This window comes from Corynebacterium sp. HMSC034H07 (assembly GCF_001815175.1).
GTDB lineage: Bacteria > Actinomycetota > Actinomycetes > Mycobacteriales > Mycobacteriaceae > Corynebacterium > Corynebacterium hiratae.
On sequence record NZ_KV819542.1, the window covers coordinates 86,079 to 111,331 of the forward strand.

23 protein-coding genes are annotated in these 25,253 nt (G+C 62.3%); 4 read left to right on the forward strand and 19 right to left on the reverse strand.

All coding sequences use genetic code 11. The annotated features are described in order from the left end of the window. Positions 1-19: 19 nt before the first annotated feature. Genes smc through HMPREF3009_RS11550 form a run of 6 tightly spaced genes read right to left on the reverse strand, consistent with a single transcriptional unit; the run spans position 20 to position 7,570 of the window. Entirely contained in the window at positions 20-3,523 is a 3,504-nt protein-coding gene (gene smc / locus HMPREF3009_RS11525; protein ID WP_070682062.1) for a chromosome segregation protein SMC, read from the reverse strand. Between the two features lie 10 nt (positions 3,524-3,533). Beyond that, the gene (locus HMPREF3009_RS11530) at positions 3,534-3,839 is read right to left on the reverse strand and encodes an acylphosphatase (RefSeq protein ID WP_046648019.1); all 306 of its coding nucleotides are present in this window, start codon (positions 3,837-3,839) and stop codon (positions 3,534-3,536) included. After that, positions 3,840-5,366, reverse strand: coding sequence for an alanine/glycine:cation symporter family protein (locus tag HMPREF3009_RS11535; RefSeq protein ID WP_070545728.1), 1,527 nt, complete (start codon positions 5,364-5,366; stop codon positions 3,840-3,842). Between the two features lie 34 nt (positions 5,367-5,400). Then, positions 5,401-6,249: a bifunctional DNA-formamidopyrimidine glycosylase/DNA-(apurinic or apyrimidinic site) lyase gene (gene mutM / locus HMPREF3009_RS11540; protein ID WP_070682065.1), complete on the reverse strand. Its 849-nt coding sequence runs from the start codon at positions 6,247-6,249 to the stop codon at positions 5,401-5,403. A gap of 14 nt (positions 6,250-6,263) precedes the next feature. Further along, positions 6,264-7,034, reverse strand: a complete 771-nt coding sequence (gene rnc / locus HMPREF3009_RS11545) for a ribonuclease III (RefSeq protein WP_046648016.1) — start codon at positions 7,032-7,034, stop codon at positions 6,264-6,266. Continuing rightward, positions 7,031-7,570, reverse strand: a complete 540-nt coding sequence (locus HMPREF3009_RS11550; RefSeq protein ID WP_070682068.1) for a YceD family protein — start codon at positions 7,568-7,570, stop codon at positions 7,031-7,033. Before HMPREF3009_RS11550 ends, rnc begins: the two co-directional genes overlap by 4 nt. Positions 7,571-7,703: 133 nt before the next feature. Between HMPREF3009_RS11550 and HMPREF3009_RS11555 the strand changes: the two genes are divergently transcribed. Then, positions 7,704-8,345, forward strand: coding sequence for a hypothetical protein (locus HMPREF3009_RS11555; protein ID WP_230308876.1), 642 nt, complete (start codon positions 7,704-7,706; stop codon positions 8,343-8,345). Here HMPREF3009_RS11555 and HMPREF3009_RS11560 read toward each other — a convergent pair. Then, positions 8,284-9,030 carry a DivIVA domain-containing protein gene (locus HMPREF3009_RS11560; RefSeq protein WP_046648014.1) on the reverse strand — a complete coding sequence of 249 codons (747 nt, stop codon included), beginning with the start codon at positions 9,028-9,030 and terminating at the stop codon, positions 8,284-8,286. The two genes, HMPREF3009_RS11555 and HMPREF3009_RS11560, sit on opposite strands and share 62 nt — an antisense overlap. 115 nt (positions 9,031-9,145) lie before the next feature. Further along, the gene (gene gdhA, locus HMPREF3009_RS11565) at positions 9,146-10,492 is read right to left on the reverse strand and encodes an NADP-specific glutamate dehydrogenase (protein WP_070512568.1); all 1,347 of its coding nucleotides are present in this window, start codon (positions 10,490-10,492) and stop codon (positions 9,146-9,148) included. Positions 10,493-10,663: 171 nt separating this feature from the next. On the opposite strand from gdhA, the gene HMPREF3009_RS11570 reads away from it, so the two are divergent. Next, on the forward strand, positions 10,664-11,782 hold the full coding sequence (locus HMPREF3009_RS11570) for a glycerate kinase (RefSeq protein ID WP_070682165.1): 1,119 nt from the start codon (positions 10,664-10,666) through the stop codon (positions 11,780-11,782). A 14-nt stretch (positions 11,783-11,796) separates the two neighbouring features. Here the strand turns inward: HMPREF3009_RS11570 and HMPREF3009_RS11575 are convergent, their stop codons facing one another. Continuing rightward, a complete protein-coding gene (locus HMPREF3009_RS11575) occupies positions 11,797-12,195 on the reverse strand; it encodes a hypothetical protein (protein WP_046648013.1) in 399 nt (132 codons plus the stop codon). Between the two features lie 36 nt (positions 12,196-12,231). Between HMPREF3009_RS11575 and HMPREF3009_RS11580 the strand changes: the two genes are divergently transcribed. Both HMPREF3009_RS11580 and HMPREF3009_RS11585 read left to right on the forward strand, forming a co-directional pair. After that, positions 12,232-13,440, forward strand: coding sequence for an amidohydrolase (locus HMPREF3009_RS11580; protein ID WP_070512564.1), 1,209 nt, complete (start codon positions 12,232-12,234; stop codon positions 13,438-13,440). Between the two features lie 99 nt (positions 13,441-13,539). After that, positions 13,540-15,930 (forward strand): glycogen/starch/alpha-glucan phosphorylase, encoded by a 2,391-nt coding sequence (locus tag HMPREF3009_RS11585; RefSeq protein ID WP_070512562.1) that lies wholly within the window; start codon positions 13,540-13,542, stop codon positions 15,928-15,930. A gap of 169 nt (positions 15,931-16,099) precedes the next feature. Here HMPREF3009_RS11585 and pyk read toward each other — a convergent pair whose 3' ends face one another. The 10 genes from pyk to HMPREF3009_RS11635 all read right to left on the reverse strand — a co-directional run bounded on the left by pyk (position 16,100) and on the right by HMPREF3009_RS11635 (position 25,203). Continuing rightward, positions 16,100-17,521, reverse strand: a complete 1,422-nt coding sequence (pyk, locus tag HMPREF3009_RS11590) for a pyruvate kinase (RefSeq protein ID WP_070512713.1) — start codon at positions 17,519-17,521, stop codon at positions 16,100-16,102. Between the two features lie 313 nt (positions 17,522-17,834). Continuing rightward, the gene (gene lgt / locus HMPREF3009_RS11595) at positions 17,835-18,743 is read right to left on the reverse strand and encodes a prolipoprotein diacylglyceryl transferase (RefSeq protein WP_046648009.1); all 909 of its coding nucleotides are present in this window, start codon (positions 18,741-18,743) and stop codon (positions 17,835-17,837) included. A gap of 41 nt (positions 18,744-18,784) precedes the next feature. Further along, positions 18,785-19,612: an indole-3-glycerol phosphate synthase TrpC gene (locus tag HMPREF3009_RS11600; RefSeq protein WP_070682071.1), complete on the reverse strand. Its 828-nt coding sequence runs from the start codon at positions 19,610-19,612 to the stop codon at positions 18,785-18,787. Positions 19,613-19,786: 174 nt separating this feature from the next. Further along, positions 19,787-20,416 carry a TIGR02234 family membrane protein gene (locus tag HMPREF3009_RS11605; protein ID WP_070682074.1) on the reverse strand — a complete coding sequence of 210 codons (630 nt, stop codon included), beginning with the start codon at positions 20,414-20,416 and terminating at the stop codon, positions 19,787-19,789. Then, a complete protein-coding gene (hisI, locus tag HMPREF3009_RS11610; protein ID WP_070682077.1) occupies positions 20,409-20,807 on the reverse strand; it encodes a phosphoribosyl-AMP cyclohydrolase in 399 nt (132 codons plus the stop codon). The genes HMPREF3009_RS11605 and hisI overlap by 8 nt, the downstream gene beginning before the upstream one ends. Beyond that, a complete protein-coding gene (hisF, locus tag HMPREF3009_RS11615; RefSeq protein ID WP_070512547.1) occupies positions 20,804-21,568 on the reverse strand; it encodes an imidazole glycerol phosphate synthase subunit HisF in 765 nt (254 codons plus the stop codon). Before hisF ends, hisI begins: the two co-directional genes overlap by 4 nt. Before the next feature lie 161 nt (positions 21,569-21,729). Continuing rightward, complete coding sequence (locus HMPREF3009_RS11620; RefSeq protein ID WP_070682080.1) at positions 21,730-22,533, reverse strand: inositol monophosphatase family protein; 804 nt, start codon at positions 22,531-22,533, stop codon at positions 21,730-21,732. Positions 22,534-22,537: 4 nt separating this feature from the next. Then, positions 22,538-23,320, reverse strand: coding sequence for a bifunctional 1-(5-phosphoribosyl)-5-((5-phosphoribosylamino)methylideneamino)imidazole-4-carboxamide isomerase/phosphoribosylanthranilate isomerase PriA (gene priA / locus HMPREF3009_RS11625; protein WP_049155328.1), 783 nt, complete (start codon positions 23,318-23,320; stop codon positions 22,538-22,540). A 30-nt stretch (positions 23,321-23,350) separates the two neighbouring features. Continuing rightward, positions 23,351-23,986 carry an imidazole glycerol phosphate synthase subunit HisH gene (hisH, locus tag HMPREF3009_RS11630; RefSeq protein WP_046648004.1) on the reverse strand — a complete coding sequence of 212 codons (636 nt, stop codon included), beginning with the start codon at positions 23,984-23,986 and terminating at the stop codon, positions 23,351-23,353. Further along, the gene (locus tag HMPREF3009_RS11635; protein WP_070682083.1) at positions 23,983-25,203 is read right to left on the reverse strand and encodes an MFS transporter; all 1,221 of its coding nucleotides are present in this window, start codon (positions 25,201-25,203) and stop codon (positions 23,983-23,985) included. Before HMPREF3009_RS11635 ends, hisH begins: the two co-directional genes overlap by 4 nt. Between the last annotated feature and the right edge of the window lie 50 nt (positions 25,204-25,253).

Sequence of the window (25,253 nt, forward strand, 5' to 3'; positions counted from 1 at the left end):
GCTGGGCGCAAGCCCCGCCCTAGCGCGGGGCATCCACGCCGAGACGCGTGGCATCCTCCGCCGCCTGTGCTGTGCCCGGCGCCTCACCGGCGCGAGACATGCGCTGCGAAATCACGCGCGTCACGCCATCGCCGCGCATCGTGACGCCATACAGCACGTTGGCCACGTCCATCGTCGGCTTCTGGTGGGTGATGACGATGAGCTGGGAATCCTTACGCAGCTCCTCGAAAAGGGCGATGAGACGGCGCAGGTTGACGTCGTCAAGCGCGGCTTCCACCTCGTCCATGACGTAGAACGGTGAGGGGCGCGCGCGGAAAATCGCCACGAGCATAGCCAGGGCTGTCAAGGACTTCTCGCCACCAGACAACAGCGACAAGCGCTTCACCTTCTTACCCGGCGGGCGGGCCTCCACCTCGATGCCGGTGGCCAGCATGTCATCCGGCTCCGTGAGGATGAGGCGACCCTCGCCTCCGGGGAACAGCGTCTGGAAGACCTTGGGAAACTCCGCTTCCACGTCGTGCCAGGCATCCGTGAACAGCTGCAGGATCTGCGCGTCGACGTCTTCAATAACGCCTGCCAAGTCCTTGCGCGCCTGGATCACATCATCCAGCTGCGTGGAGAGGAAGCTATAGCGCTCCTCCAGTGCCTTGTACTCCTCCAAGGCCAGCGGGTTGACCTTACCCAAGGAATTGAGGTCCTTCTCGGCTTGCTTCAACCGCTTAGTTTCGGCGGAACGATCGAAATCCTCCCCCGGGGTGTAGTCCTTGAGCAGGTCGGGAATCGCAATGCCGAGCTGCTCCACGATTTTTTCCTCGGCCTCATCCACGCGCACCTGCGCTTGGCTGCGGGCGATCTCGGAGTTATGCGCGGAGTCGGTCAGGCGATCCAGCTGCTGGCGGGTCGAGGAGACCGCTTGCTTCGCCGATTGTGCACGGCCTTGCAGCACGCCGCGCTGGGTGACCAGCTCATCGCGTTCCTCGGCGGCCCGCTCGAGTGCCTGCGCGGTCCGGGCGGCCAAATCTTGGGCATGCTTGTCGACGGCCCCCGCCAACCTCGCCTGCGCTTGCCGGCGGGCCATGGCCTGATCGTGGCGAGCTTTGGCCTGGCGCTCGTGCTGGGCTTGGCGCCGAAGGGCCTCTCCCCTACCCGCTGCCTGGCCGACCTTCTCTTCGGCGCTGCGGGCCGCCAGCTGGGCCTCCACCTCCATGGCCTTGACCTGTTCGAGGGCCGTCGAGGCAGCATCGCGTTCCACCGAGGAGGGTTCATCAGCCTGCTCTTCAGCGTCCACGCGCGACAAGCGGTCACGCGCCTCCGCCAGCTCCTCGCGCAGGCGGGCCAACTGCACCTCGATATCCGTGGCGCGGGCGGCGGCCTTCTCGTGCTCAGCCTTGTTTGCTTCGTACTGCTTGAGCAAGCGCTGGTGATCGCGCTTCCACGCCTCTAACTCGTGATCGTGTTCCCGTAGCGCGGCCTTGGCGCTCGCCGCACCCACGCGCGCATCGTCCGCCGCCAGCTTCGCGCCTTCCAGCGTGCCGGATAGTTCTTCCAGCTCATGGGTGGCGGTCTCCAGCTGTTGCTCGGCCTCCGTAATCTGGCCGCTCACCTCCACCGTCGAGGCAGCTCCAGTTCCGGCCTCTACCCAACCTTCGCCGACGAGCAGGCCCTCAGGGGTCACAGCTCGCAGGCGCGGATCCTCCGCGATGAGCTCACGGGCTGCGGCATAGTCGTCGACGAGGACCACGTCGGAGAGCAAGCGCGTCACCGCCGCTGAGACTTCTGGGACCAAGACCATCTGGTCCAGCAGCCAGCGAGCACCGGAAGGCAAATCCGCGTCAAGGCGCCAGGCTGAACCGGTGGGCTCCGCGGCGACGTCGATCAGCGGCGTGCGGCTCGCCGCAGCGAGATCGCGCACGATGCCCCCGCTCACCGCGCCGGCTTGGGCTTCGGCGAAGGAGCCGAGTGCTGCCGCAACGGCCGTCTCATAACGCGTGGAGATGAACTCCGCGAGAGGTTTAAAGCCCTCACCGAGATCCAGTGCTTCTGGAACGGTCTGGCCCAGGGTATCGATCCGAGCGCGCAAACTGTACACGCTGCGCTCGTGTTGCCGCTGTGCGTCACGCAGCTGTTCCAAGCGTTTATCGGCCGCTGCGGATTCGCTGGCCGCGCGCACATGCGCTTCCTCCAGTGGCTCACGCTCGGCGGCCAGGTGCTCCAGCTTGTCCGCCACCTCGTCAGCTTCCGCTTGCGCTCCCCTGGTACGGGCTTTCGTGTTCGCCAGCGTCTCTTCCTGCCGCGCCAACTCGGACTCCGCGGAACTTACTTGACCGGCTAAGTTCTCCTCAGCGGCGATGAGGCGAACCACGCCTTCGCGGCGATCCGCAATGGCGCGCAGCTGCGCCATGTGTTCCTTATCGGCGGCCTCGAAGGCTTCCCGACGCTCAGCCACTTCCTCCCGGATCGATTCCAGACGCTCCGCCGCCTCCTCGGCCGCGGCCAGCAACTCATCATGCTCCTCGTCGGCCCGCTGGGCGCGTGCCTCCAACTCATCCGGATCCTGGCCCGCGTAGGCGACCTGTGAGCCAACGTTGCTGGCGCGCTCGGCCGCGATGCGCTGCGTAGCGGAGATACGCTCCGACAGCGTCGAGAGCTCAAACCACAGCTTCTGCGCGGCCTCCGCGCGCGGAGTGACATCCCCCAACTCGGCTTCTACCTCGAGCTGGATTTCGGTCGCCTCTTCCAGCTGGGCTGTCACTTCCTCGACCTGCTCGGCGAGCACCGCCGCGCGCTTTTCAGCGTCGTCGAATGTCGCGCGCAACCGCACCACGCGGTCGCCGGCAAGACGCAGGCGGGCATCCCGCAAATCCGCTTGCACGGTTGCGGCGCGCTGGGCAGCCTCCGCTTGGCGCGCCAAGGGCTTGAGTTGTTTGCCCAGCTCATCGGTCAAGTCCTGCAGGCGATCCAGGTTGGCCTGCATGCCGGTCAGCTTGCGCTGCGCTTTTTCCTTGCGGCGGCGGTGCTTCAGCACGCCCGCGGCTTCTTCGATATAGGCGCGGCGATCCTCCGGGCGGGATTCCAGAATCTCTGCCAGCTTTCCCTGGCCCACGATGATGTGCATCTCCCGGCCAATGCCGGAATCAGACAGCAGCTCTTGGATATCCATGAGGCGCGCCTTCGCCCCATTGATCTCATATTCGCTCGCGCCATCCCGGAACATGCGGCGGGGGACGGAGACCTCCGAATACTCGATGGGCAAGGCGCCATCGGAATTGTCAATCGTCAGCGTGACCTCGGCGCGGCCGAGGGCCTTGCGGTCACCGGCGCCGGCAAAGATGACGTCCTGCATCTTGCCGCCGCGCAGCGTCTTGGCGCTGCCTTCACCCATGACCCACGCGAGCGCATCGACGACGTTCGATTTACCCGAGCCGTTTGGGCCCACCACGGCGCAGATGCCGGGCTCGAATTTCAGGTTCGTCGCGGACGCGAAGGACTTGAATCCTTTGAGCGTGAGCGATTTGAGGTGCATTCGGTTTAGTTTAGCGCTCGATGAAGCCCGACTCACCGCGCGGTGCGGCCCACTGCTCCACCACGGCGTTCACTACGCCTGGGCGGTGGGTGGTCGACGGTTCTTCACGCAGCAAGGCCAGCAGCTTCTCGCAATCAGCACGCGGCCCTTCAGCAACCACCTGGACGCGGCCATCCTGCAGGTTCGTCGCGTGTCCTGCCAGCCCTAGTTCGAGTGCCCGGGAACGCGTCCACCAGCGAAAGCCCACGCCTTGGACGTGGCCATGGACGAAAGCCGTGAGCCGCTCATTCCCTGTGGCCGCTGCCTGCTGCGTCATCTAGTACTCCCTCAAGTTCGTGCGGTCACCCAAGTCGTGCTCGTGCTTGAGACGGCGGCGGTCCTCCGCGCTGCGGCGGGTTACCGGATCCGTGCCATCCCAGCACTCGACGTTCTGCAGTTCCGGCAGCATATCACGGTGGAAGACGGGATCCAGGCCCTTGCGGCGCTGTTCGTTGTAGTTCTTCAGCAGCTTGATGGCCACGCCCGACAGCGGCACGATGGCGCACACGTTGAGCAGAACCATGATGGCAGCGCCGGTATCGGCCAGGTCGAACACGGTGCCCAGCGGGGCCACTGCACCGTAGAAGACGAAGGCCAACACGATGAGACGGAAGATCCACAGCACCGACTTCTTCTCAGAGAGGTACTCCACGTTGGACTCGGCAAGGTAGTAGTTGCCCAGAATCGAGGAGAAGGCGAGGAAGAAGAGGATGAAGGTGACGAAGTGGATGCCCCACTCACCCACCACGCCGGAGAGCGCATTCTGGGTCAGGGTTACACCCTCAATCGCATCGGAACCGAAACGCTCGAAATCAGTACCCAGCAGGATGATGAAGGCGGTAATCGTACACACCACCAGGGTGTCGAAGTACACGCCGAGGGTCTGTACGAGGCCCTGCTTGACTGGGTGGGACACCGTCGCGGTAGCTGCTGCGTTCGGTGCAGAACCTTCACCCGCTTCGTTGGAGAACAAACCACGCTGGATACCCTTGAGCATCGCCATGCCCACGGTCGCACCGGCGGCCTCGCGGAAGCCGAACGCAGAGCCAATGATGTAGGCAAGCATGTCCGGCACCTTGTCAAAGTTCAGGACCACTACGATGATGCCCATGATGAGGTAAGCACCGGCCATGAAGGGCACGATGAACTGAGTCATCGAGGCGATGCGCTGCACGCCACCGATGATGATGAGACCGGACACTGCAACGACGGCGATGCCCACGCCTGCCTTGAAAGCACTGGAATCCTGCCCGAAGGAGGCCGCCAAGGAATCGGAGATAGCGTTGGTCTGGAAAGCGTTGTAGAACCAGCCAAAAGTAATGGCGATGGCGACGGAGAAGATGGTCGCCAGAGGCTTCCAGCCCAAGCCGCGGGACATGTAGTAGGCGGGGCCACCACGGTAGGTATCCCCTTCACGCATCTTCCATAGCTGCGCCAAAGTGGACTCGACGAATGCAGTCGCACCACCAAGGATGGCGATGAGCCACATCCAGAACACCGCACCGGGTCCGCCCACGGAGATGGCCACGGCCACGCCCGCGACGTTGCCGGTGCCCACGCGGGAGGCTGCCGAAATGGTGAATGCCTTGAAGGCGGAGATTCCGCCATAGTCGGCATCCTCATCGGCGCCGACGCCCTTGGGCTTTTCGACGACCGCCTTGAACATGTCCGGCACCATACGGATCTGCACCAAGACGGTGCGGATGCCGAAGAAGAGGCCCGCGGCAATGAGCAGCCATGGCAGGACATAAGACCACAGACTGTCGTTAATGACACCGATCACGGTGCTGAAGATTTCTTGCATGCGTTACACATTAATAACTCACACCAGAATCGTCCTAGTTGGCCGCGGGCAGCCTCCCCTCTCCGCGGCGCTGACAGGACGGGCAGTAGTGGGTCCCACGCCCACCAAGCACGGTTTTCACGATTTCCTCACCGCAGCGATCGCAGGGCTGGCCACCCCTGCCATAGGCATGTAAGGAACGGTCAAAATATCCGGATTCACCGTTGACGTTGACGTACAACGCGTCAAAGCTAGTTCCGCCAACGGCAAGCGCCGCGCGCATGACATCACCGGCCGCGGATATCACCGCGACGGCATCGCGCTGCCGCAGGGCGCTAGCCTTCTTGAGCGGAGAAATCTGGGCCGCCCACAACGCCTCATCGGCATAGATATTGCCCACCCCGCTGAGCACCGTTTGGTCGAGCAGAGCTACCTTGACCGCGGTGCGTTTCGCGCGCAGGCGCCGCCCTGCCGCTGTGAGATCGAAGTCTGTTTCGAGAGGATCGGGAGCGATATGCGCCATGGTCAGCCACGGCCCGAGACGCCAATAGCCGAAGGTGCGCTGGTCCACGAAGCTGAGGCGGGTGGCGTCGTCAAGCACGGCGGCGATACGCACATGCGGCGAATCTACCTCACCGATCCGCACCTGCCCCGACATACCGAGGTGGATGAAGAGCACATCGCGTGCCGGGTCAGTGTGGTCCTCGTCGGCGAACTCCAGCCACATGAACTTGCCGCGGCGCGCCACCGCGGCAATCTTCCTGCCCACCAGCAGCGCGGACAGCGGCACTTCCTGGCCCCGGTTAGCGCGCGGGTGGAGAACCTCTACTGCTGCGAAGGAGCGCCCCACAACATAAGGCTCGAGCCCGCGGCGGACGGACTCAACTTCGGGAAGTTCTGGCATCGAGTCCTCGTGTTTTAGCTTTCTTTGCCGGCGGTGCCCTGCACCAGCAACGGCGTCTCACGCAAGGTTTGGCACGCTTCCTCCGCCGCCTGCTGCTCAGCGAGCTTCTTGTTGTGGCCCGTCCCCCGGCCGACGGTCAAACCGGCCACGGTGGCCACGGCGTTGAAGGTTTGATCGTGCTCAGGACCCGTCGACGTGGCTGAATAGACCGGCATCGCGGCCTTCAACTCAGCGCACAGCTCCTGCAAGGTCGTCTTCCAGTCCATGTGCCGACCGGACACCACGGCGTTGTCGATCTTGGCGGCGAACAGCTTCAGCACCACCCCGCGGGCGACCTCGAAGCCATGTTGACGGTAAATAGCGCCCAGGATGGCCTCGGTGGTATCGGCCAAGATGGAATCCTTGTCGCGTCCTCCAGTGGCTTGCTCGCCTTTGCCCAACAAGACGTGGTCGCCCACGCCAATCTCACGGGCCACGTCAGACAACCCGTAGCGCGACACGATGGACGCGCGCATCTTGGAAATATCCGACTCGGGGCGCGAGGGGTACTTGTCGTAGAGCTTGGCCGCGACGGACAAGCCCAAGACCGCGTCCCCCAGGAACTCCAAGCGCTCATTGTTGGGAAGGTGCCCGTTCTCATTAGCAAAGGAGCGGTGTGTCAGCGCCAAACACAGCAGCTCATCGCTGAGCTCCACGCCGAGTGCTTTCAGCAACGGGGCGTGGTCTACCTCCGCGAATGCTGCGGCAAGGGCCTGCTCACCGGTCAGTTTCTTCTTCTTGCTCATAGGAATTTCTCCAGCCCGGACCACCGCGGATCAACGCGTTCTTCTTCCCCGGATACCCCCGTGGTCACACCTTCGGGCACGTCCACCTCGCAGCCGCCTTCGCACGTTGGGGCAAACGGAAGGGACAACCCTGCCTCATCGATCACGGTCTGCAGGAGGTCAAGAATCCCGTCCTGAATCTCGGGTACCTCATCGCCCGAACCGCGATCCTCTTCCTCGCTCTCATCCCCGCCGACGAAGGATTCGTCTGCGGAAAACACCTGGGACACGTGGAGATCCATCTCTGGGTGTAGCTCAGCCAAGCAGCGTGCGCATTCGCCGCTGAGGGTGCCGGTGACATCAGCGTCCACCAACACGCCGGAGCCCAACGGGGTCAAGGTGGCTTCCACCGTGACTTCAGCGCCTTCCGGGACGCCGATCATTTCCACGCCGATGCGCTCTGGCGCGGGTCCGGTCTGCACGCGGTGCTCAGGCAGCGCCTCGGTTCCTTGGCTGCGGAGCAATTCCGTCACGTCGAACTTCAATGGTGATTTCATAGCGCCCACCAGCTTACCCTGTGCTGCCCCCTGCGCCCTAGACTGGCAAGGACCTGAACGCAGGGTCATAGCCACTTAAGCACTTGCGCAAAAGCCTCGATTCTTCTGCTTCAGGCTTTTAGCCTAAAGGCCCATGAGCTACACCGCTACGGGCACGGCGCCTCTGGCCGCCACGGCACGCGACCTCGCACTCAGCTTTCCGCTGCAGTGCCTTGTCCCCGCCGTAGCACTGGCCGTTGCCGGGGTGGCATGCCGCCACGTCATCACTCGACACCGCCCCAGCATCTTTGGCGATGCCGGCCTTTCCTTGCACCGCGTGGCTCTCGCCAGTGCCCTCGCAGGTGTGATCGTCGGCGCCGTGTCTCTTCTCCCCCTGCACTTTGGGCCAATTGTCATTATTTCTTCAGCGCTGTTCTCGCTTTTTGCTGCGCTCATCGCGTGGGGCGCGCGGGAGTCCTTTTCGGCCGCCAGCATGGGGATTGGATTGATGATGCTCACCGTCGGGGCGGTGGATGTGTTGCTGATGCTTGCCGACGCCGCCTGGGGCCCTCTCTCAGAACCCCACGCCGTAGACACGAATTTCGGCATCATGTGGCTGCTCTATGCACTCCCAGGCCTCATCTCCGCCGGACTTGCCGCGGCACTGAGCACCATGTCAGCTAAGGAAGCCGCCCGTATCCGCCGCGCGGAGGAGGCACGCGCGTTAGTTCACGTTAGTAGTCGCGCGGCGCGCGGGGTGCACGGCGCCCCGGCTCGCGGTGTTCGCGCGCACTAGTGCGCCCCTCGCCGCGGGACTCCCCGCGGGAGCGCACACCGGCGCCTCGCCGCAGGGCGGAGCGATCGTTGTTGACGGTGCGCAGGAGATCCGACAAGGTGGTTTCGAATTCTGCCAGCTTGGCGTCGACAAATTCATCGCACTCGGTGCGCAGTCGGTTGGATTCGGAGTGGGCGGATTCCACGATGCGGTGCGCTTCGTCGTCGGCGCGGCGCACAACTTCGGATTCAGAGACCAAACGGTCCTGCTCAGCTTGGCCCGCAGCAACGGTGCGCTGGTACTCCTCATCTGCCTGGGCGCGGGTGCGCTCGGCATCAGAGCGCGCGTTTTCTACGAGGTTGGTGGCCTCATCTTCTGCCTGGGCCACCATGGTGGTGGCGCGGTGCTGGGCGTCAGCCAGCATGGCGTCGGAGTCCTCGCGCGCACGGGTAACGGTGTCATCGGCTTCTGCGTTGGCATCGGAGATGATTTGGTTCGCGCGTTCCTCGGCACCCTGCAGGATCTCATCCTGCTTGTCCAGAACATCTTGGGCATCATCCATTTCAACGGGGAGGGCGTTGCGGAGATCGTCGAGAAGCGCCAGCATCTCGTGGCGCGGAACCATGCAATTGGAGGTCATGGGAACGGCATAGGCCTGTTCCAGGTTGCGAACAAGTTCATCGAGGGACTCAAATACGCGGTACATGGCACCAGACTATCCAAGCAAGAGCGCACCACCACGTATCCCACGCGGGCAAAACGGCGAAAACCTCCCCGCTAGGCGGGGAGGCTCAACCTGGCAATAGAGGACAGGAGCGGGGCTAGATAACGCCCTGTGCCAGCATGGCGTCGGCCACCTTCTTGAAGCCTGCGATGTTGGCGCCGGCAACGTAGTCGCCCTCCAAGCCATATTCCTTGGAGGTCTTGTCAATGTTGCGGAAGATGTTGGACATGATCTCGTGCAGGCGCTGGTCGGTGTATTCGAAGGACCAGGAGTCACGGGACGCATTCTGCTGCATCTCTAGCGCGGAGGTCGCCACGCCGCCCGCATTCGCGGCCTTACCCGGCGCGAAGGCGATGCCGCTTTCCACAAAGTAGTGCGCTGCCTCCGGGGTACAGGGCATGTTCGCGCCTTCGGCAACATAGCGGACCTGATTCTTCACCAGAAGCTTGGCATCGTCACCGTCAAGTTCGTTTTGGGTAGCGCACGGCAGGGCAACGTCGGCGCTCACCTCCCATACGTTGCCGCCTTCGTGGTACTCCACGCCCGCACCCGCTTCGCCGGCGTAGGTGGAAATACGCTCGCGGCGGACTTCTTTAATCTCCTTGAGCAGCTCCAGGTCCACACCGTTCGGGGTGGTGATGTAGCCGGAGGAGTCAGACATCGCGACGACGGTACCGCCGAGCTGTTGCACCTTTTCAGCAGCGTAGATGGCGACGTTGCCGGAGCCGGAGACAATAACCTTGGCACCGTCGAAGGACTCACCATGGGTCTTCATCATTTCCGAGGTCAGATACACCAGGCCGTAACCGGTAGCCTCGGTACGCACGAGGGAGCCACCCCAGGACAGACCCTTGCCGGTAAGAACGCCAGACTCATGCTTGCCTTCCAGCCGGCGGTACTGCCCGAACAGGAAACCGATTTCGCGGCCGCCCACGCCGATATCGCCGGCCGGGACATCGCGGTATTCGCCGATGTGGTTGTGTAGCTCCGTCATGAAGGACTGGCAGAAGCGCATGACCTCGGCATCGGACTTACCCTTCGGGTCGAAGTCGGAACCGCCCTTGCCACCACCGATAGGCAGGCCGGTCAGGGAGTTCTTAAAAATCTGCTCGAAGCCGAGGAACTTGATGATGCCCAAGTTCACACTCGGGTGGAAGCGCAGGCCGCCCTTGTAGGGGCCGAGGGCGGAGTTAAACTGCACGCGGAAGCCACGGTTAACCTGAATCTGGCCGCTGTCATCTACCCATGGAACGCGGAAGATGAGCTGGCGCTCGGGTTCGCATAGACGCTCGACCAGGCCGTAATCAGCATAGTGCGGGTCCTTGTTGAGGACGATCTTCAGGGAGTCAAGCACCTCAGCGAGCGCCTGGTGGAATTCCGGTTCGCCCGCATTACGCTTGAGGAGCTTGCTGTAATAGTCGGAGATTTGCTGGTCGATGGACATGGCTATCCTTTCATTCGACACCGTGCCTCGCGGTCGGTGCGTCATCCATTGAACAAACGATAGTTTTCTATCAATTGACCTAAATTGCAAGACGTCCGTACTGCGGCGCGCCTTAAAGGCTGGTCAGAGCGCGAAAATTTTTTCTCACATCTCTGCCATATACTCGTGAACATGCGCATTCTTGTTGCCCCCGATTCCTTTAAAGGCACCGCCACCGCCGCCGAAGCCGCTGCTGCCATTGCACTCGGCGCGCGCCGCGCGCTGAGCTCCTCCCCGTATGCCGACACGGCGAAGGTACATGCCCTTCCCACGGCCGATGGTGGCGAGGGAACCGCGGAGGTTCTCGCTAGTGCCGCCGTGGCTCGCCACGGCACTGCGGGCCAGACCATTACGCTGCCAACTACCGATGCTGTTGGACGCCTCACCGAGGCCAGCTATCAGCTCGTCGGCGATACAGCCTTCATCGACGTCGCCGCCGCCACTGGGCTGCCTGCTGTCTCCGATGCCCTCGACCCGCTGCATGCGGACTCCTATGGCACGGGCGTGTTGGTGGCCGATGCCGAATCGCGCGGCGCCAAGCACATCGTTCTCGGCCTCGGCGGTAGCGCCAGCATCGACGGCGGGCTCGGCATCCTCGCCGCACTCGGCGCCGCCGCACACGATGCCCGCGGCTATGCCCTCCCCAAAGGGGGTGCTCCGCTGGTCAACCTCGACCACATCGACACGGCGCAACTAAACATGAAGGCGGCCATGTTGGACTACACTTTGGTCACCGATACCCGCGCCGTGCCCATCCAGGCCGCAACAATGTATGGGCCGCAGAAGGGGGCCAAGGGCGACCAGGTCGCGCTCCTGGCCGGCGCGATGCTGCGATTGTGCGAGGTCACGGACACCGATCCGGAGGACGAGTTCTTTGGTGCCGCCGGCGGTATCCCCATCGCCCTGAGCTGGCTTTCGCGCACACTCTGGGGCACCTCGGAGCACTGCCGCATCGTGCCGGGCGGCCGCTATGTAGCTGAGGCCCTCGATCTTCCCGCCCGCATCGCCGAGGCGGACCTCGTCCTGACCGGCGAAGGCCGCTTCGACGAACAATCACTCACCGGAAAGGTGGTAGGCACGCTGGCCGAGCTCACTGGACCGCCCACTCTCGGCATCATCGCCGGCTCCGCTACCGCCCCGGCACCGCAGGGCGCGCTACTCGAAGAGCTCGACGGCGACGCGCACGCTAGCGTGGCCGAGCAACTGAGCGCCGCGGCCGAGCGTCTTGTGCTGAACTTCCTGCAGAATTAGAGCTTTCTGTGGGACTAAGGGGCTACCTGCACCGCCCACGGGAAGATAGCCGGGCGCTCGTGGGCGAGCTCATCTTCCAGCAACACATGATCTTTCGGTAGCACCGCATGCGGGGTCAGCAGGCGCGCGAGGACCATCGTCAGCTGGTTAACGGACCCCGTCACGCCATCGACGGCGATGGCGTAGCGATACACGTTTGCCCCCTCCAGGTCCCGCTCTTCGTGTTCCTCACGGTAAGTCTGGCGCAGCTGTTCTTCCAACCCCTCTGGGAATACAGGCTCAGGCACACGAGTAACCTCTGCAGAGGCCAGCGAGTTGTTTTCCACCAACTTACGGGTGGCAGTGCTAAAGATTTCGGCCACACGCTCCGCTTGGGCATCCGGCACCAGAACATCAAAGTGAATCATTGGCATGTAGGTAACCCTACCCAAACTTCAAGGACGGTAACTATGGCAGATCCCACACTTTCCACGCTGACTGGACTCCTTTCGGAGGACGCCGTTGATCTCAGCTGGCAACGCGCCTTTTACGAAGATCTGCATGCCCACCCGGAGCTGTCCCACGAAGAGGAACGCACCGCCGGGCGCATCCTCGAACAACTAGAGAACTACGACTGCGAGCTCGTCACCGGAATCGGCGGCCACGGCATCGTCGCTATCTTCCGCAATGGCGACGGCCCCACCGCCCTCATGCGTGCCGACTTTGATGCCCTCCCCGTGGCCGAGGAAACCGGCGTGCCCTTCGCCGCCACCAACGGGGCAATGCACGCGTGCGGGCACGACGTACACGCCACCGCACTGCTCGGTGCGTGCGCGATTCTCGACGCCCACCGTGCGGCCTGGCGCGGCACCTTCCTAGCACTATTCCAGCCGGCGGAGGAATCATCCATGGGCGCCAAGTACATGATTGCTGACGGACTCACCGACCGAGTCCCCACCCCGGATGTCTGCCTAGGACAACACGTCATGCCCGGCCCCGCCGGCCAAGTGCAGTCCACCGCCGGCCCCATCCTGGCCGGTTGCGACTCCCTCCGCATCCGCATCACGGGGCGCTCCGCGCACGCCTCCATGCCGCATGAGGCCATCGATCCGTCCTACGTGGCCGCCATGGTGGTAACCCGCCTGCAAGCCATCGTCGGCCGCGAAGTACCTCCCCATGACTTCTTCGTCATCTCGGTAGGCGAGCTGCACTCGGGCGATAAGAACAACATCATTCCGGGCAGCGCCGAGCTGGTGCTCAACACCCGTTACTACAAGCCGGAGTTGGCCAAGCGAGTCTACGCCTCCCTCGAGCGCATGGTGCGCGCTGAATGTGAAGCAAGCGGATGCCCCGCTGAACCTACCTTCGAGTATTTCGCCCACGGCGAAGTCACCGACAACGACGCCGCCGCACATGAAACCGTTCGCTCGGCCTTCGACGCGGTCTTCGGTGATCTCTCCGTCACTGCCACGCCCTCCACCGTGTCCGAGGATTTCTGCTACCTCCCGCAGGCCTGGGGCGTGCCGTACTACTTCTGGTTCATCGGTTCCACGCCGGAGGACCTCCTAGGCAACCCGCCGGTCAACCATCAGTCCACGTTCCTCCCGGACTATGAGCCCACCATGCGCTCAGCTACCCGCGCTGGGGCTGCCTCCGTGCTGTCTTTCCTTGGGCACTAGTTTTCCGTACTCAACGCGGTCTGCGAGTGAGTACGGAACTGGTTAAGCTTGGGAGTTGGTATTTTTCCGCATTTTTTATGCCTAAGGTGAAGGATTCTCATGAGTCAACCCCAGCACTCCGATTTTCAGACCGCAGTTCCCGGACACGTCCGCGCCGCCGCCGGCGTCTCCCCCACCGCTGCCACCAACCGCAAGTTCTGGTCCGGCCTGTCCTCCTCGGTAATGGAGCAGATTGCGGACAACTGGGAAGCCACCCGCAGCGCCTACGCCGCCACCCGCCAGCAGCACTACTTCTCGGCTGAATTCCTGCAGGGTCGAGCCCTGCTCAACAACCTCACCAACATCGGCCTCGTCGACGAGGCCCGCGCCGCCACCCAGGCCACCGGCCACGAATTGGTCGATGTCCTCGAGGCCGAGCACGATGCCGCGCTAGGAAACGGCGGTTTGGGCCGCCTGGCTGCCTGCTTCCTCGACTCCGCTGTCACCCAAGACTTCCCCGTCACCGGCTACGGTCTGCTCTACCGCTACGGCCTGTTCCGTCAGTCCTTTGACAACGGCTTCCAGCGCGAAGAGCCGGATGCGTGGATGGAGAATGGCTATGACTTCATCATTCGCCGCGCCTCCGAGCAGCGCCTGGTCCATTTCGATGACATGGATGTCCGCGCTATCCCCTATGACATGCCGATTACCGGCTATGGAACCGACAACGTGGGCACGCTGCGCTTGTGGAAGTCCGAACCCATCGATGAGTTCGATTACGACGCCTTCAACTCGCAGCGCTTCACCGAGGCCATCGTGGAGCGCGAGCGCGTCATGGACATCTGCCGCGTGCTCTACCCCAACGACACCACCTACGAGGGCAAGGTTCTGCGCGTTCGTCAGCAGTACTTCTTCGTATCGGCTTCGCTGCAGCAGATGATCGACAACTACATCGAGCACCACGGCGAGGACCTCACCGGCTTCGCTGAGTACAACTGCATCCAGCTCAATGACACCCACCCCGTGCTGGCCATTCCAGAGTTGCTCCGCCTGCTTCTCGACGAACACGGAATGGGCTGGGACGAGGCATGGAAGGTCGTCACCGAGACCTTTGCCTACACCAACCACACGGTGCTGGCAGAGGCCCTGGAAAGCTGGGAGATCTCCATCTTCCAGAAGCTCTTCTGGCGCATCTGGGAGCTCGTGGAAGAGATTGACCGCCGTTTCCGCGAGGACATGGCCCAGCGTGGCCTCGACCAGGGCCGCATCGATTACATGGCCCCGGTGTCCGACGGTCACGTCCACATGGCATGGATTGCTTGCTACGCCGCTTACTCCATCAACGGCGTGGCGGCGCTGCACACCGAGATCATCAAGGCAGACACGCTGTCTGAGTGGTACGAACTGTGGCCGGAGAAGTTCAACAACAAGACCAACGGCGTCACCCCGCGCCGCTGGCTGCGCATGTGCAACCCGCGCCTGTCCGATCTGCTCACTGAGCAGGCTGGTTCCGATGCCTGGGTCACCGATCTGACTGAGCTGGCCAAACTGGATTCCTTGGCCGAGGACGAGAAGGTGCTGCGCCAGCTCATCAACATCAAGCGCGCTAACAAGCAGGACTTTGCCGCATGGATCGAAGCACACCAAGGCGCCACGGTGGATCCGGATTCGATCTTCGACGTCCAGATCAAGCGCCTGCACGAGTACAAGCGCCAGCTGATGAACGCTCTGTACATTCTGGACCTGTACTTCCGTATCAAGGTCGACGGCGAAACCGTTCCGAAGCGCACCTTCATTTTCGGCGCGAAGGCCGCCCCGGGCTACGTTCGCGCAAAGGCCATCATCAAGCTCATCAACACCATCGGTGACTTGGTCAACAACGACCCGGCCACTAAGGACGTGCTCAACGTGGTCTTTGTGGAGAACTACAACGTCTCCCCTGCCGAGCACATCATCCCTGCCGCCGATGTCTCCGAGCAGATCTCCGTGGCCGGCAAGGAAGCCTCCGGCACCTCCAACATGAAGTTCATGATGAACGGTGCACTGACCCTGGGCACGATGGATGGCGCCAACGTCGAGATCGTCGAGGCAGTGGGCGAAGAGAATGCCTACATCTTCGGCGCCCGCAACGAGGAGATCCCGCAGCTTCGCGCCGAGTACAACCCGGGCGAGCTCTACAACACTGTTCCGGGCCTGTCCCGCGTCCTCGATGCCTTTACCGATGGCACGTTGGGCTCTGAAAATGCCGGGATGTTTGGGGATCTGCGCTCCTCACTGCTCGATGGCTTTGGTGAGCACGCTCAGGACACCTACTACGTCCTCGGAGATTTCGCAGACTACCGCGAGACCCGTGACCGCATGGCTGCCGACTATGACGCTGACGAGATGGCATGGGCCAAGAAGGCTTGGCTCAACATCTGCTACTCTGGCCGCTTCTCTTCCGACCGCACCATCGCTGACTACGCCAACGAGGTGTGGAAGCTGGCCCCGACCCCCATTTCCAACGTCTAGACAAAAACGTCTAGACAAAAAAGGGGTTAATAGACGCACTGTTGCCTATTAACCCCCTACGGGCTTTCCTCACAGACAAAGCGCCGCCTCACCACCGTTCCTCCTTCCCACTTAGTGGGTAAGGAAGCAACCGGGGTGAGGCGGCGCTGTCTGCTTATCTGCGACAGTATTACTTATCGCGCAGGGTCTGACCCAGTTCGTGGACCTGAATCATATTCGTGTTACCGGAGATTCCAGGAGGAGTACCGGCGATGACGATGATCATATCGCCTTCCTTGTACTTATCCATCCCCAGCAGCGCCCCATCGATGGCGGCCATCATGTCATCGGTGGACTCAACCGCGTCACTCAAGAAGGTCTCCGCGCCCCACGTCAAGGCCAGCTGCGAGCGCACCGCCGGGTGCGGGGTAAAGGCCAAGAGCGGCAACGGGGAGTGCAGACGAGCCACGCGCTTAGCGGTATCACCGGACGTCGTAAAGGCCACGATAGCCTTCGCGTTAAGGCGCTCAGCAATATCGCGTGCGGAGTAAGACACAACACCGCGCTTGGTGCGCGGGACGTGCGTCAGCGGAGGAACCTGGCCGCCCTGCTCAGCATTCATCACGATCCGGGACATCGTGCGCACAACATTGTGGGGGTCGATGCCGACGGAGGTCTCACCGGAGAGCATGACCGCATCGGCGCCATCGAGCACTGCGTTGGCAACGTCGGAGGCCTCCGCACGAGTCGGGCGCAGGTTGGAGATCATGGAATCGAGCATCTGCGTTGCCACGATCACCGGCTTGGCATTCTCACGAGCGATCTGGATAGCGCGCTTCTGGAACAGCGGAACCTGTTCCAGCGGAACCTCGACGCCGAGGTCACCGCGGGCGATCATGATCGCATCGAAGGCTAGGACGATGGACTCGAGGGCGTCGACTGCCTCCGGCTTCTCGAGCTTGGCGATGACCGGAACGCGGCGGCCTTCCTCATCCATGATCTCGTGGACCTTGTCCACGTCAGCCGGGGAGCGCACGAAGGACAAGGCGACCATGTCTACGCCGAGCTTCAAGGCGAAGCGAAGATCTGCGATGTCCTTTTCCGACAGCGCCGGAACAGAAATGTCCATTCCCGGCAGGGACACGCCCTTGTTATTCGAGACCGGTCCGCCCTCGGTAACCTCGCAGACAACGTCGTTGCCGTCGACTTCCTTGCACACGACGGCGACCTTGCCATCGTCGATCAGCAGGCGGTCACCCGGCTTCGCGTCCTGTGCCAGGTTCTTGTAGGTGGTGGACACGCGGTCGTGTGTGCCTTCGACGTCATCAACGGTGATGCGGACGATTTCGCCGTCCTTCCACATCTCTTCACCGTTGACGAAACGGCCTAGGCGAATCTTCGGGCCTTGCAGGTCCGCCAAGACGCCGACTGCGTGGCCGGTCTCATCGGTGGCCTCGCGAACCCAGCGGTAGTTCGCCTCGTGGTCCGCATGCTCGCCGTGGGACATGTTCAGACGCGCCACGTTCATGCCTGCTTCAACAAGCCCAAGGATTCCTTCCTTGCTTGCGACTGCAGGACCCAACGTACAAACGATTTTGGTTCTTCTATCCAACATGGAGTGCCTTATTCACATCGGGAGTTTCTAACGGTTCCTAAACTACCCCCGTTTACTGGTCTCGGCCACCACGAACGAAGCTCATGCCGGGTTTTCGACCCGTAACGCCGGTATTCCAAGCGGAAAATGCGACGCCCACATTGCAGCTACAAACGGTAATAACCGGGCACATCCGGGCATTTCAGTTCCGCCGCACCGGTCTTTAGGTTGCCGTGTTAGGCACCGCAAAAGCCACGTGTGATCCCGGCTACTCCACAGAATCTCAGGGCTTTGCTCCGGTGGGCACTACCCGCACCGTCACCATTTAGACTCACCGGGGGCTACCCTCGGCAGCACTGCCCACCGCAGTCTCGGTGGTGCGGGTGGGATCGACTTCCTCCGGCGATTCCTGCCCGCGCGGCAACCGGAAATACACGATAAGCGCCACGACAAAGCAGACCACGGAAACGATGACGTTGACCCGGAGGCCGAAGATGTGCGTGGCGTCGTCCGCACGCATGTTTTCCACGACGAAGCGGCCCGCGGTGTACCCGGCAACATACAGCGCGAAGACACGACCATGGCCAAGCTTGAACGCCTTGTGCGCCCAAAGCAGGAACACGCATACCGCCACGTTCCACACAAGCTCATAGAGAAAGGTCGGATGCACAGAGGCCACTACTTCCCCAGTCGAGCGGCCGCTGATGGGCGCATACTCGCCGCTTTCATTAACTCGGTAGTAGATGTCGAGGGCCCACGGGACAGTGGTCTCACGGCCATACAGTTCCTGATTAAACCAATTGCCCAAGCGGCCGATGGCCTGGGCCAGGATAAGCCCTGGGGCGACGGCATCAGCAAAGGGCCCCAACGGAATACCCTTAATCTTGAACATGATCCACAGTGCCACCGCGCCCAGCGCGACTGCTCCCCAGATACCGAGCCCCCCGTTGGTGATTTTCACTGCATCGATGGGATCACACGTGGAGCAAAAGTACTTATCGTAATCCGTAATCACGTGATAGAGGCGCCCGCCAATGATGCCGGCCGGGATCACCACTAGGGCAGCATCCCACACCACGTCAGGGTTGCCTCCGCGAGCGGTATAACGGCGCAGCGTCATCCACATCGCGACGAGAATGCCGACGATGATGCACATGGCATAAGCACGAATCGGGACCGGGCCGAGATGCCACACGCCTTGTGGCGGGGAAGGAATATTGGCGAGGTTGTAAATCTGCACGGGAAACAGTGTGCCTGAAAATGACGGCCGCTACAACGCGCTTAGCTTCTACGCGAAGGGCACGCAGGATGTTGGCCTGCGGCCACCAAGGAACGGGCCAAGGTCATCGGGTCCTGGGCAGCCATGATGGACTCACCAACGAGGATGGCATCAGCACCTTGCGAGGCATAAGACAGCACGTTGCGCGGGTTATTAACACCGCCCACCGCGATGCGAGTGATGCTCTCAGGAAGACCGGGCGAAATAGCAGAAAAGGCCTCCCGATTAATAGCATCGGAGGCCAATGACCACGCGTTGATCGCCACGACAGTTCCCCCTGCCTTGATAACGCGATCCACCTCGGCACAGGTGCGGACTTCCAGGATGGCGGTCATCCCGAGGGATTCCACGCGGTCGAGAAGTGACTCGAGGCGAGCTTGGCTGAGCAGCTCCACCTGCAAGGGAATCGCGTCTGCCCCATAACAACGCGCCTCATGAATCTGATAGGGATCAACGATGGTGTCGCGGCACAGCATCGGTAAGTCGACGGCCGCGCGGGCGACCCGCATGTCCTCGAGTGACCCGTGGAAGCGGCGACGATCTGTCTGACAGGCCATCACATGAACCCCTGCTTCCTCCAGGCTATGTGCCAGTTCTGCCACCGACTTCGGGCTATCCAAGTGGGCAATTTCACCGCCATAGGGCACGGCGCGCTTGATTTCGGTGATGATAGAGCATCCCGGGCGCAGCAGAGCTTTCGCGGCATCGCGCGGAGCGTCCATGTCGCGGGACCTTGCTTTAATTTCCTTGAACGGGACACGGGCCTCCCGCGCGGCTACATCAGCCAGCACTCCGGCCACGAGATGATCGACGGCGATCGGGGTAGGCATGATTCCACCTCCCTTCCCCGAAGGAGACTCAAAGAAAGAAACAGGGGCGTTCGAGATCACATTTAGGCTAGCGCGCCCTCACCTCTAACTAGAAATCCGGGGCACCCGTTCCCCGCAACAGGGCCTTTCTCACCAGGCTCTCCGTCACTATGCTCGCCGTCGCGGCGCGTGTGTTTAGGAGGAGCGGGGATCTGTGGGATCAATATCAGCATCCAGCGCGTCCCACATCACGCGGCCGGAATCTTGGGAGGTTTCGAGTTCTTCCTGCAGGCGCTCCTGCCGTACCACCGGGGTTTCGTATTTGGCTGTGCGGGGTTTATCGGCACCCGGGTTGCTCGCCACCAGCACCGCCCCAAAGAGCGCCAGGGCGGCGCCGACGAGAGCGAGAACTGGGCCCGCAGTCGACGCGTCCGCGGTGAGGACGACGGCCCAATCGGAAATAGTCGTCGTATCCACAGAGGTATCGTTGGTCCCGCCTTGCAGAAGCTCCTGGGCACGCTCCGCCTCGGGGCCGGCGGTCAACAGCGCCACCGGACGCCATCCCGCAGCCGCAGCGGCGAGGGCGGTGATGACGGAGACGATGCGCCGGCCAGTCCGCCCGAGAGCGAAGGCAGCCACGCCACCGGCCAGGACCACCACGCTCAGCGCGATGAGCTCAAGGGACCATAAGGAGCCGGATAGCTCCACCACGCTCGATCCGGCCTTATCGTCTTCGACCGCCGCCTTCACCCACGTCATGCGGGAGGATAGCCACAACAAGATGGCGCCGACCAACATCAGTACGGGTCCGCCGCGCTTAGCCATGATCTTCCTCCCCAAAGAGGTTTCGAGCGTCGAAACAGGTGCGGTCGCCGGTATGGCATGCCCCGCCGCGCTGACGCACGGTGAGCAAAATGGTGTCACCATCGCAATCTAGGCGCGCACCCACTACCTCTTGGGTATTGCCGGACGTCAGCCCTTTAATCCAATACTCTTGACGCGAGCGTGAGTAGTAGGTCCCGCGGCGCGTCGCCAGCGTGTAAGCCAGCGCGTGGTCATCCATCCACGCCAGCATGAGTACCTCACCTCGTTCCGACTGCACGATAGCCGGGACTAGGCCCGCCTCATTGCGCTTGAGCTGCAGGGCAATGTCGTCGCTCAGCTCATAGTCCCCGACGTTCGTGGTGCTGGCGGAGTTAGTGCTGTCCTCTGTCATTGACGGACCTCCTTTCCTGCAGCAGCTAATGCCTGCTTGACCTCGGAAATCTCCACCTCGCCGAAGTGGAAGATACTAGCCGCGAGCACGGCATCCGCTCCAGCGTCGATAGCCGGTGGAAAGTGCTCGGCCTTCCCGGCCCCACCCGAGGCGATGATCGGCACCGAAACCGCTGCACGCACGGCCTCAATCAATTCGAGGTCGAAGCCTGCCTTGGTTCCGTCACCATCCATGGAGTTCAGCAGAATCTCGCCGACCCCCAATTCCTCGCCGCGCTTGGCCCATTCCACAGCGTCGATCCCCGCGGAGCGTGTGCCGCCATGCGTGGTGACCTCAAATCTGCTGGGAAAGCCCGCCGCACGGCGAGCATCGACGGACAACACGATGCACTGAGAACCAAACACATCCGCGAGCTCTCGCAACAACTCGGGGCGCGCAATGGCGGAAGAATTAACGGACACCTTATCGGCACCAGCCCGCAATAGCTCACGAACGTCCTCCACCGACCGCACGCCGCCGCCGACGGTTAGTGGGATGAACACCTGATCCGCCGTGCGGCGAACGACGTCGAGCATGGTGCCGCGGCCGTCCTTGGACGCGGAGACATCCAAGAATGTCAGCTCATCAGCGCCCAGCTGACCATAGCGAGCGGCCAGCTCCACTGGGTCGCCGGCATCACGCAGGTTTTCAAAGTTGACGCCTTTGACCACGCGGCCATTATCAACGTCCAGACACGGGATCACGCGCACGGCAAGCGCCATGGTGACAATCCTCCTCATAGCTAAAGGTGAGATAAACAGCAGTCCACTCGGGACCACCGAACGGTGATGAACATAGTAGGAAAACGGTAAAACGTTAAAGAATAAGTCCGGGATTCAGCGCCAGTGCCGAGCACCGGTTTCAGCCCCGGGACGGGGCCTATTTAGCGGTCCCCACGCGGATTTCGAGCAATGGCCTCCAAAATCGTGGCATGCACCTGCGGGGTCCCGCCCACGAAACCCTTCGAGTGTGCAGTCCACTCATTGCCCTCGGGGTCGCTCACACGGCCACCGGCAGCCTTAATGATGAGCGCGCCCGCCGCGTTATCCCACGGGTGCGGCGAGAAATTCACTGCACCGTCGAGCACGCCCTGAGCGACAAAAGCGTTGTCCAGCCCCACCGACCCAGTCATGCGGGGCCGCAACCCGGTCTCCCGTAGGTCGTTGAATAGGCTCGTGGGCAGGTGCGAGGAGCAACCCACGTGTCCGCGCGCTTCGTCGAATCCTAGGGCCTCCTCTCCTCCCCCGAACCCGGTCGCCGGGCCGCCGGTCGTACGCAGCGGCATCCCTTGCGCCGCAACAACACGGCGGTTCAACAATGGAAAGTCGGCGACGGCGACGACCGGCTTTGCATCGTGCAGGAGCGAAACAAGAATGCCGCAGCACGGATTCCCAGCCGAGTAGTTCGCGGTTCCGTCTACCGGATCCACAACCCACACCGTCTCCTCCAAGTTGCCACCGGACTCTTCACCGAACACCGGAATGCCGGTGAGCTGGCCCAATGTCTGGCGCAACTGCTGTTCGATGAGCAGATCCACCTCGGTAGCAAAGTCTCCTTCGCCTTTGAAACGCGCGGGTGCCGCGCCGAGGCCCCTGCGGAAGAGATCATCAACCTGGTCCACCGCGGCTTCCGCAAAGGCAACAAGTTCGCGCGGATCCGACGCTGAAGTTCCTGTCATCGGGGCCATAGGCCTACTTCTCCTCGATCGGGTCGATGTATTCCTCTCCCGGCAGCGGGGTAACCTCCGCAACGGCTGCAAGAGCCTCCTCCAAGGTGAAGCGCTCTTCGTAGAGTGCTTTACCGATGATGGCGGAATCGATCCCCTCGTTCTCGTAAAGAGCCAACTCGCGCAGATCGTCGAGAGTGGAAATGCCGCCGGAAGCAGTCACCTTGGCGTCCGTGGCGGCCGCCACCTCACGCAGCAGCTCGATATTGGGCCCCTGGAGCGTGCCATCCTTCGACACATCCGTCACCACGAAACGGGTGCAGCCAGCTGCGTCAAGGCGCTCGAGCACCTCCCAGAGGTCTCCGCCATCGGATACCCAGCCGTGACCGCGTGTGCGCCACTCACCATCCACCATCCGGACGGCGAGGTCCACTGCGATGCGATCGCCATGCTCTGCGAGGACCTTGGCAATCCATTCTGGGTTTTCCAGCGCCGCGGTTCCAATATTGACGCGGCGGGCACCAGTGGCCAGTGCGCGCGCCAAGGAATCGTCGTCCCGGATGCCTCCGGTCAATTCCACGTCTAGGTCCACGCTCGTCGTAATTTCAGCGAGCAGCTCGTGATTGGAGCCACGACCGAAGGCGGCGTCCAAATCCACCGCGTGCAACCACTGCGCGCCTTGGGCCTGCCATTTGAGGGCGGCCTCCCGCGGCGATCCATAGGACTTTTCGGTTCCTGCTTCTCCTTGGTCGAGGCGTACTGCCTGACCATCAACGACGTCAACCGCGGGCAACAGTGTAAAGCTCATGGTGGGTAGTCTACCTTTCACGCGGGCTCTTTAGAGCGTTCCAATCCAGTTCTTTAGCAGCTGCGAGCCCACATCACCCGATTTCTCCGGGTGGAACTGAGTGGCCCACAACGCACCGTTTTCTACTGCGGCGACAAAGCGGTCACCGCCGTACTCAGACCACGCCACCTTCGGTGGCTCGGTAATCTCCGTCTCGAGCTCCCAGTTCCGCGCGGCATAAGAATGCACGAAGTAAAAGCGATCCTCCGCGCTCACGCCTTCGAACATGCGGCTTCCGCTAGGAAGCTCCACGGTGTTCCATCCCATGTGTGGGAGAACGGAAGCCTGCAAGCGGGAGACCTCTCCGGGCCACTCGCCGCAGCCTTCGGTGTGTACGCCGTGTTCGGTACCTGAGTCAAAAAGAATCTGCATACCCACACAGATTCCCAGGACGGGGCGCCCGCCAGCCAAGCGTTGGCCGATAATCCTTGGTCCCTGCGCGGCGCGCAGCCCCTCCATGCAGGCGGCGAAGGCCCCCACACCGGGGACTAGGAGGCCATCGGCTTCCACGGCTGTCTTGGGGTCCGCGGTGACCGTCACGGTAGCGCCGACCCGCTCCAGCGCGCGCACTGCCGACCGGACATTGCCAGCGCCATAATCCAGGACTACTACGTCGTATGAGCTCATCGTGGCTCCTTTCCGGGCCTCCTCGGCCTTCTAATCATGCGCAGGCGAGTCTGAATATCATTCAGCTCGCTCACACGGGTCTTGCCCAAGGCGCGGTCAGCCACGGACATGAGCAGGCCAACCGCGATGATGACGGCACCAGCCGCGAAGGCGCCATCGTATCCGGACATAGCCACGACGGCGCCGAGAACCGTCGAACCAAGTCCAGTTCCACCGTCGTAGAAGATATTCCACACCGCAGAACCTTCGGACAGGCGCTCGCGAGGGAGGCGGTCGAACATCGACAACAAAGCCTCGTTCTGGACGATGCCGAAACCCGCACCATAGATGACAGTGCCGAACACGAGCAGCCATACTGACCATTCTTGCCACAGCACGGCGGCGATTAGACCCACGCCAAAGACTGAGAAAGCCTGGGCTGGAATCATCAACGTGCCTGGCTGGCCCACGCGGTCCGCCACGACACCGGCGACATAGCGTGAAATCATGGCCGCGCCACCGATCACGGACAGCATGAGGCCACCCAGGACAGCGCCACGCTCAGGATCCAGCTCGCGCACCGCCGGGGAAATGAAATTGGAGGCGACGCCGTAGCTCACGGAGAAACTGGTCAAAGCGAGCGCTGGGACGAGCACAAGCTTCCACATTGGTGCCCGCGGAGTGGTATCCGTTGGGTCCGGCAACCCCACTGGAGCTGCCTTGATTTGCGGTACCAAAATGCAGGTAAAGAATCCCAGCAGGCCAAGGCCAGCGGCTAGGAGATACACCGTGTTGTAGTTAAAGGCTGAAGCCACTGCGAGACCCAAAGGCAAGAACGCCATCTGGGCTGCACCGATGAACAAACCGAAGATACCGGTGGCCTTGCCCAGCAAACGCCGCGGCGTAATTTCTGCGATGAGAGCGTTCTCCGCCACTGTGAGAGCGCCAAAACCGATGCCGCGCAGGGCGGAGAATCCCAGGGCGATCGGGGCGGCATCGCCCAGCATGTGCCCCAATGCCGGCAGCCCCAGCAACAGTGCCGAGGCCGCCATGATCGGACGGTACCCAAAGATGCGCAGCAGCATCGGAGTCGCCATCTGGGTAAGCACCGTCGCTAACATGAACACGCCGGTGGTGGCGCCAGCCAACGTGGCGGAGCCACCGGAGTCCAGCACGGCCAGGGGCACCACTGGAAGCAGGACCGACCAGGCACCGAAGGCGGAAACCACCGCGATCATGGTTTCCTTAAAGCCAGCAACCTTCCATACGCTCTGAGGGGTCTTTTCCG

Bases quoted from the DNA above. Each gene is read 5' to 3' on its own strand.
- hisH (WP_046648004.1), bottom strand. From the start codon at position 23,986: ATGAGCTCATACGACGTAGTAGTCCTGGATTATGGCGCTGGCAATGTC.
- HMPREF3009_RS11580 (WP_070512564.1), top strand. From the start codon at position 12,232: ATGGCAGATCCCACACTTTCCACGCTGACTGGACTCCTTTCGGAGGAC.
- HMPREF3009_RS11575 (WP_046648013.1), bottom strand. From the start codon at position 12,195: ATGCCAATGATTCACTTTGATGTTCTGGTGCCGGATGCCCAAGCGGAG.
- HMPREF3009_RS11620 (WP_070682080.1), bottom strand. From the start codon at position 22,533: ATGGCCCCGATGACAGGAACTTCAGCGTCGGATCCGCGCGAACTTGTT.
- HMPREF3009_RS11570 (WP_070682165.1), top strand. From the start codon at position 10,664: ATGCGCATTCTTGTTGCCCCCGATTCCTTTAAAGGCACCGCCACCGCC.
- HMPREF3009_RS11605 (WP_070682074.1), bottom strand. From the start codon at position 20,416: ATGGCTAAGCGCGGCGGACCCGTACTGATGTTGGTCGGCGCCATCTTG.
- HMPREF3009_RS11585 (WP_070512562.1), top strand. From the start codon at position 13,540: ATGAGTCAACCCCAGCACTCCGATTTTCAGACCGCAGTTCCCGGACAC.
- HMPREF3009_RS11530 (WP_046648019.1), bottom strand. From the start codon at position 3,839: ATGACGCAGCAGGCAGCGGCCACAGGGAATGAGCGGCTCACGGCTTTC.
- priA (WP_049155328.1), bottom strand. From the start codon at position 23,320: ATGAGCTTTACACTGTTGCCCGCGGTTGACGTCGTTGATGGTCAGGCA.
- HMPREF3009_RS11550 (WP_070682068.1), bottom strand. From the start codon at position 7,570: ATGAAATCACCATTGAAGTTCGACGTGACGGAATTGCTCCGCAGCCAA.
- HMPREF3009_RS11635 (WP_070682083.1), bottom strand. From the start codon at position 25,203: ATGATCGCGGTGGTTTCCGCCTTCGGTGCCTGGTCGGTCCTGCTTCCA.
- HMPREF3009_RS11600 (WP_070682071.1), bottom strand. From the start codon at position 19,612: ATGCCTACCCCGATCGCCGTCGATCATCTCGTGGCCGGAGTGCTGGCT.
- hisF (WP_070512547.1), bottom strand. From the start codon at position 21,568: ATGGCGCTTGCCGTGCGCGTGATCCCGTGTCTGGACGTTGATAATGGC.
- hisI (WP_070682077.1), bottom strand. From the start codon at position 20,807: ATGACAGAGGACAGCACTAACTCCGCCAGCACCACGAACGTCGGGGAC.
- HMPREF3009_RS11560 (WP_046648014.1), bottom strand. From the start codon at position 9,030: ATGTACCGCGTATTTGAGTCCCTCGATGAACTTGTTCGCAACCTGGAA.
- gdhA (WP_070512568.1), bottom strand. From the start codon at position 10,492: ATGTCCATCGACCAGCAAATCTCCGACTATTACAGCAAGCTCCTCAAG.
- mutM (WP_070682065.1), bottom strand. From the start codon at position 6,249: ATGCCAGAACTTCCCGAAGTTGAGTCCGTCCGCCGCGGGCTCGAGCCT.
- HMPREF3009_RS11555 (WP_230308876.1), top strand. From the start codon at position 7,704: ATGAGCTACACCGCTACGGGCACGGCGCCTCTGGCCGCCACGGCACGC.
- smc (WP_070682062.1), bottom strand. From the start codon at position 3,523: ATGCACCTCAAATCGCTCACGCTCAAAGGATTCAAGTCCTTCGCGTCC.
- HMPREF3009_RS11535 (WP_070545728.1), bottom strand. From the start codon at position 5,366: ATGCAAGAAATCTTCAGCACCGTGATCGGTGTCATTAACGACAGTCTG.
- rnc (WP_046648016.1), bottom strand. From the start codon at position 7,034: ATGAGCAAGAAGAAGAAACTGACCGGTGAGCAGGCCCTTGCCGCAGCA.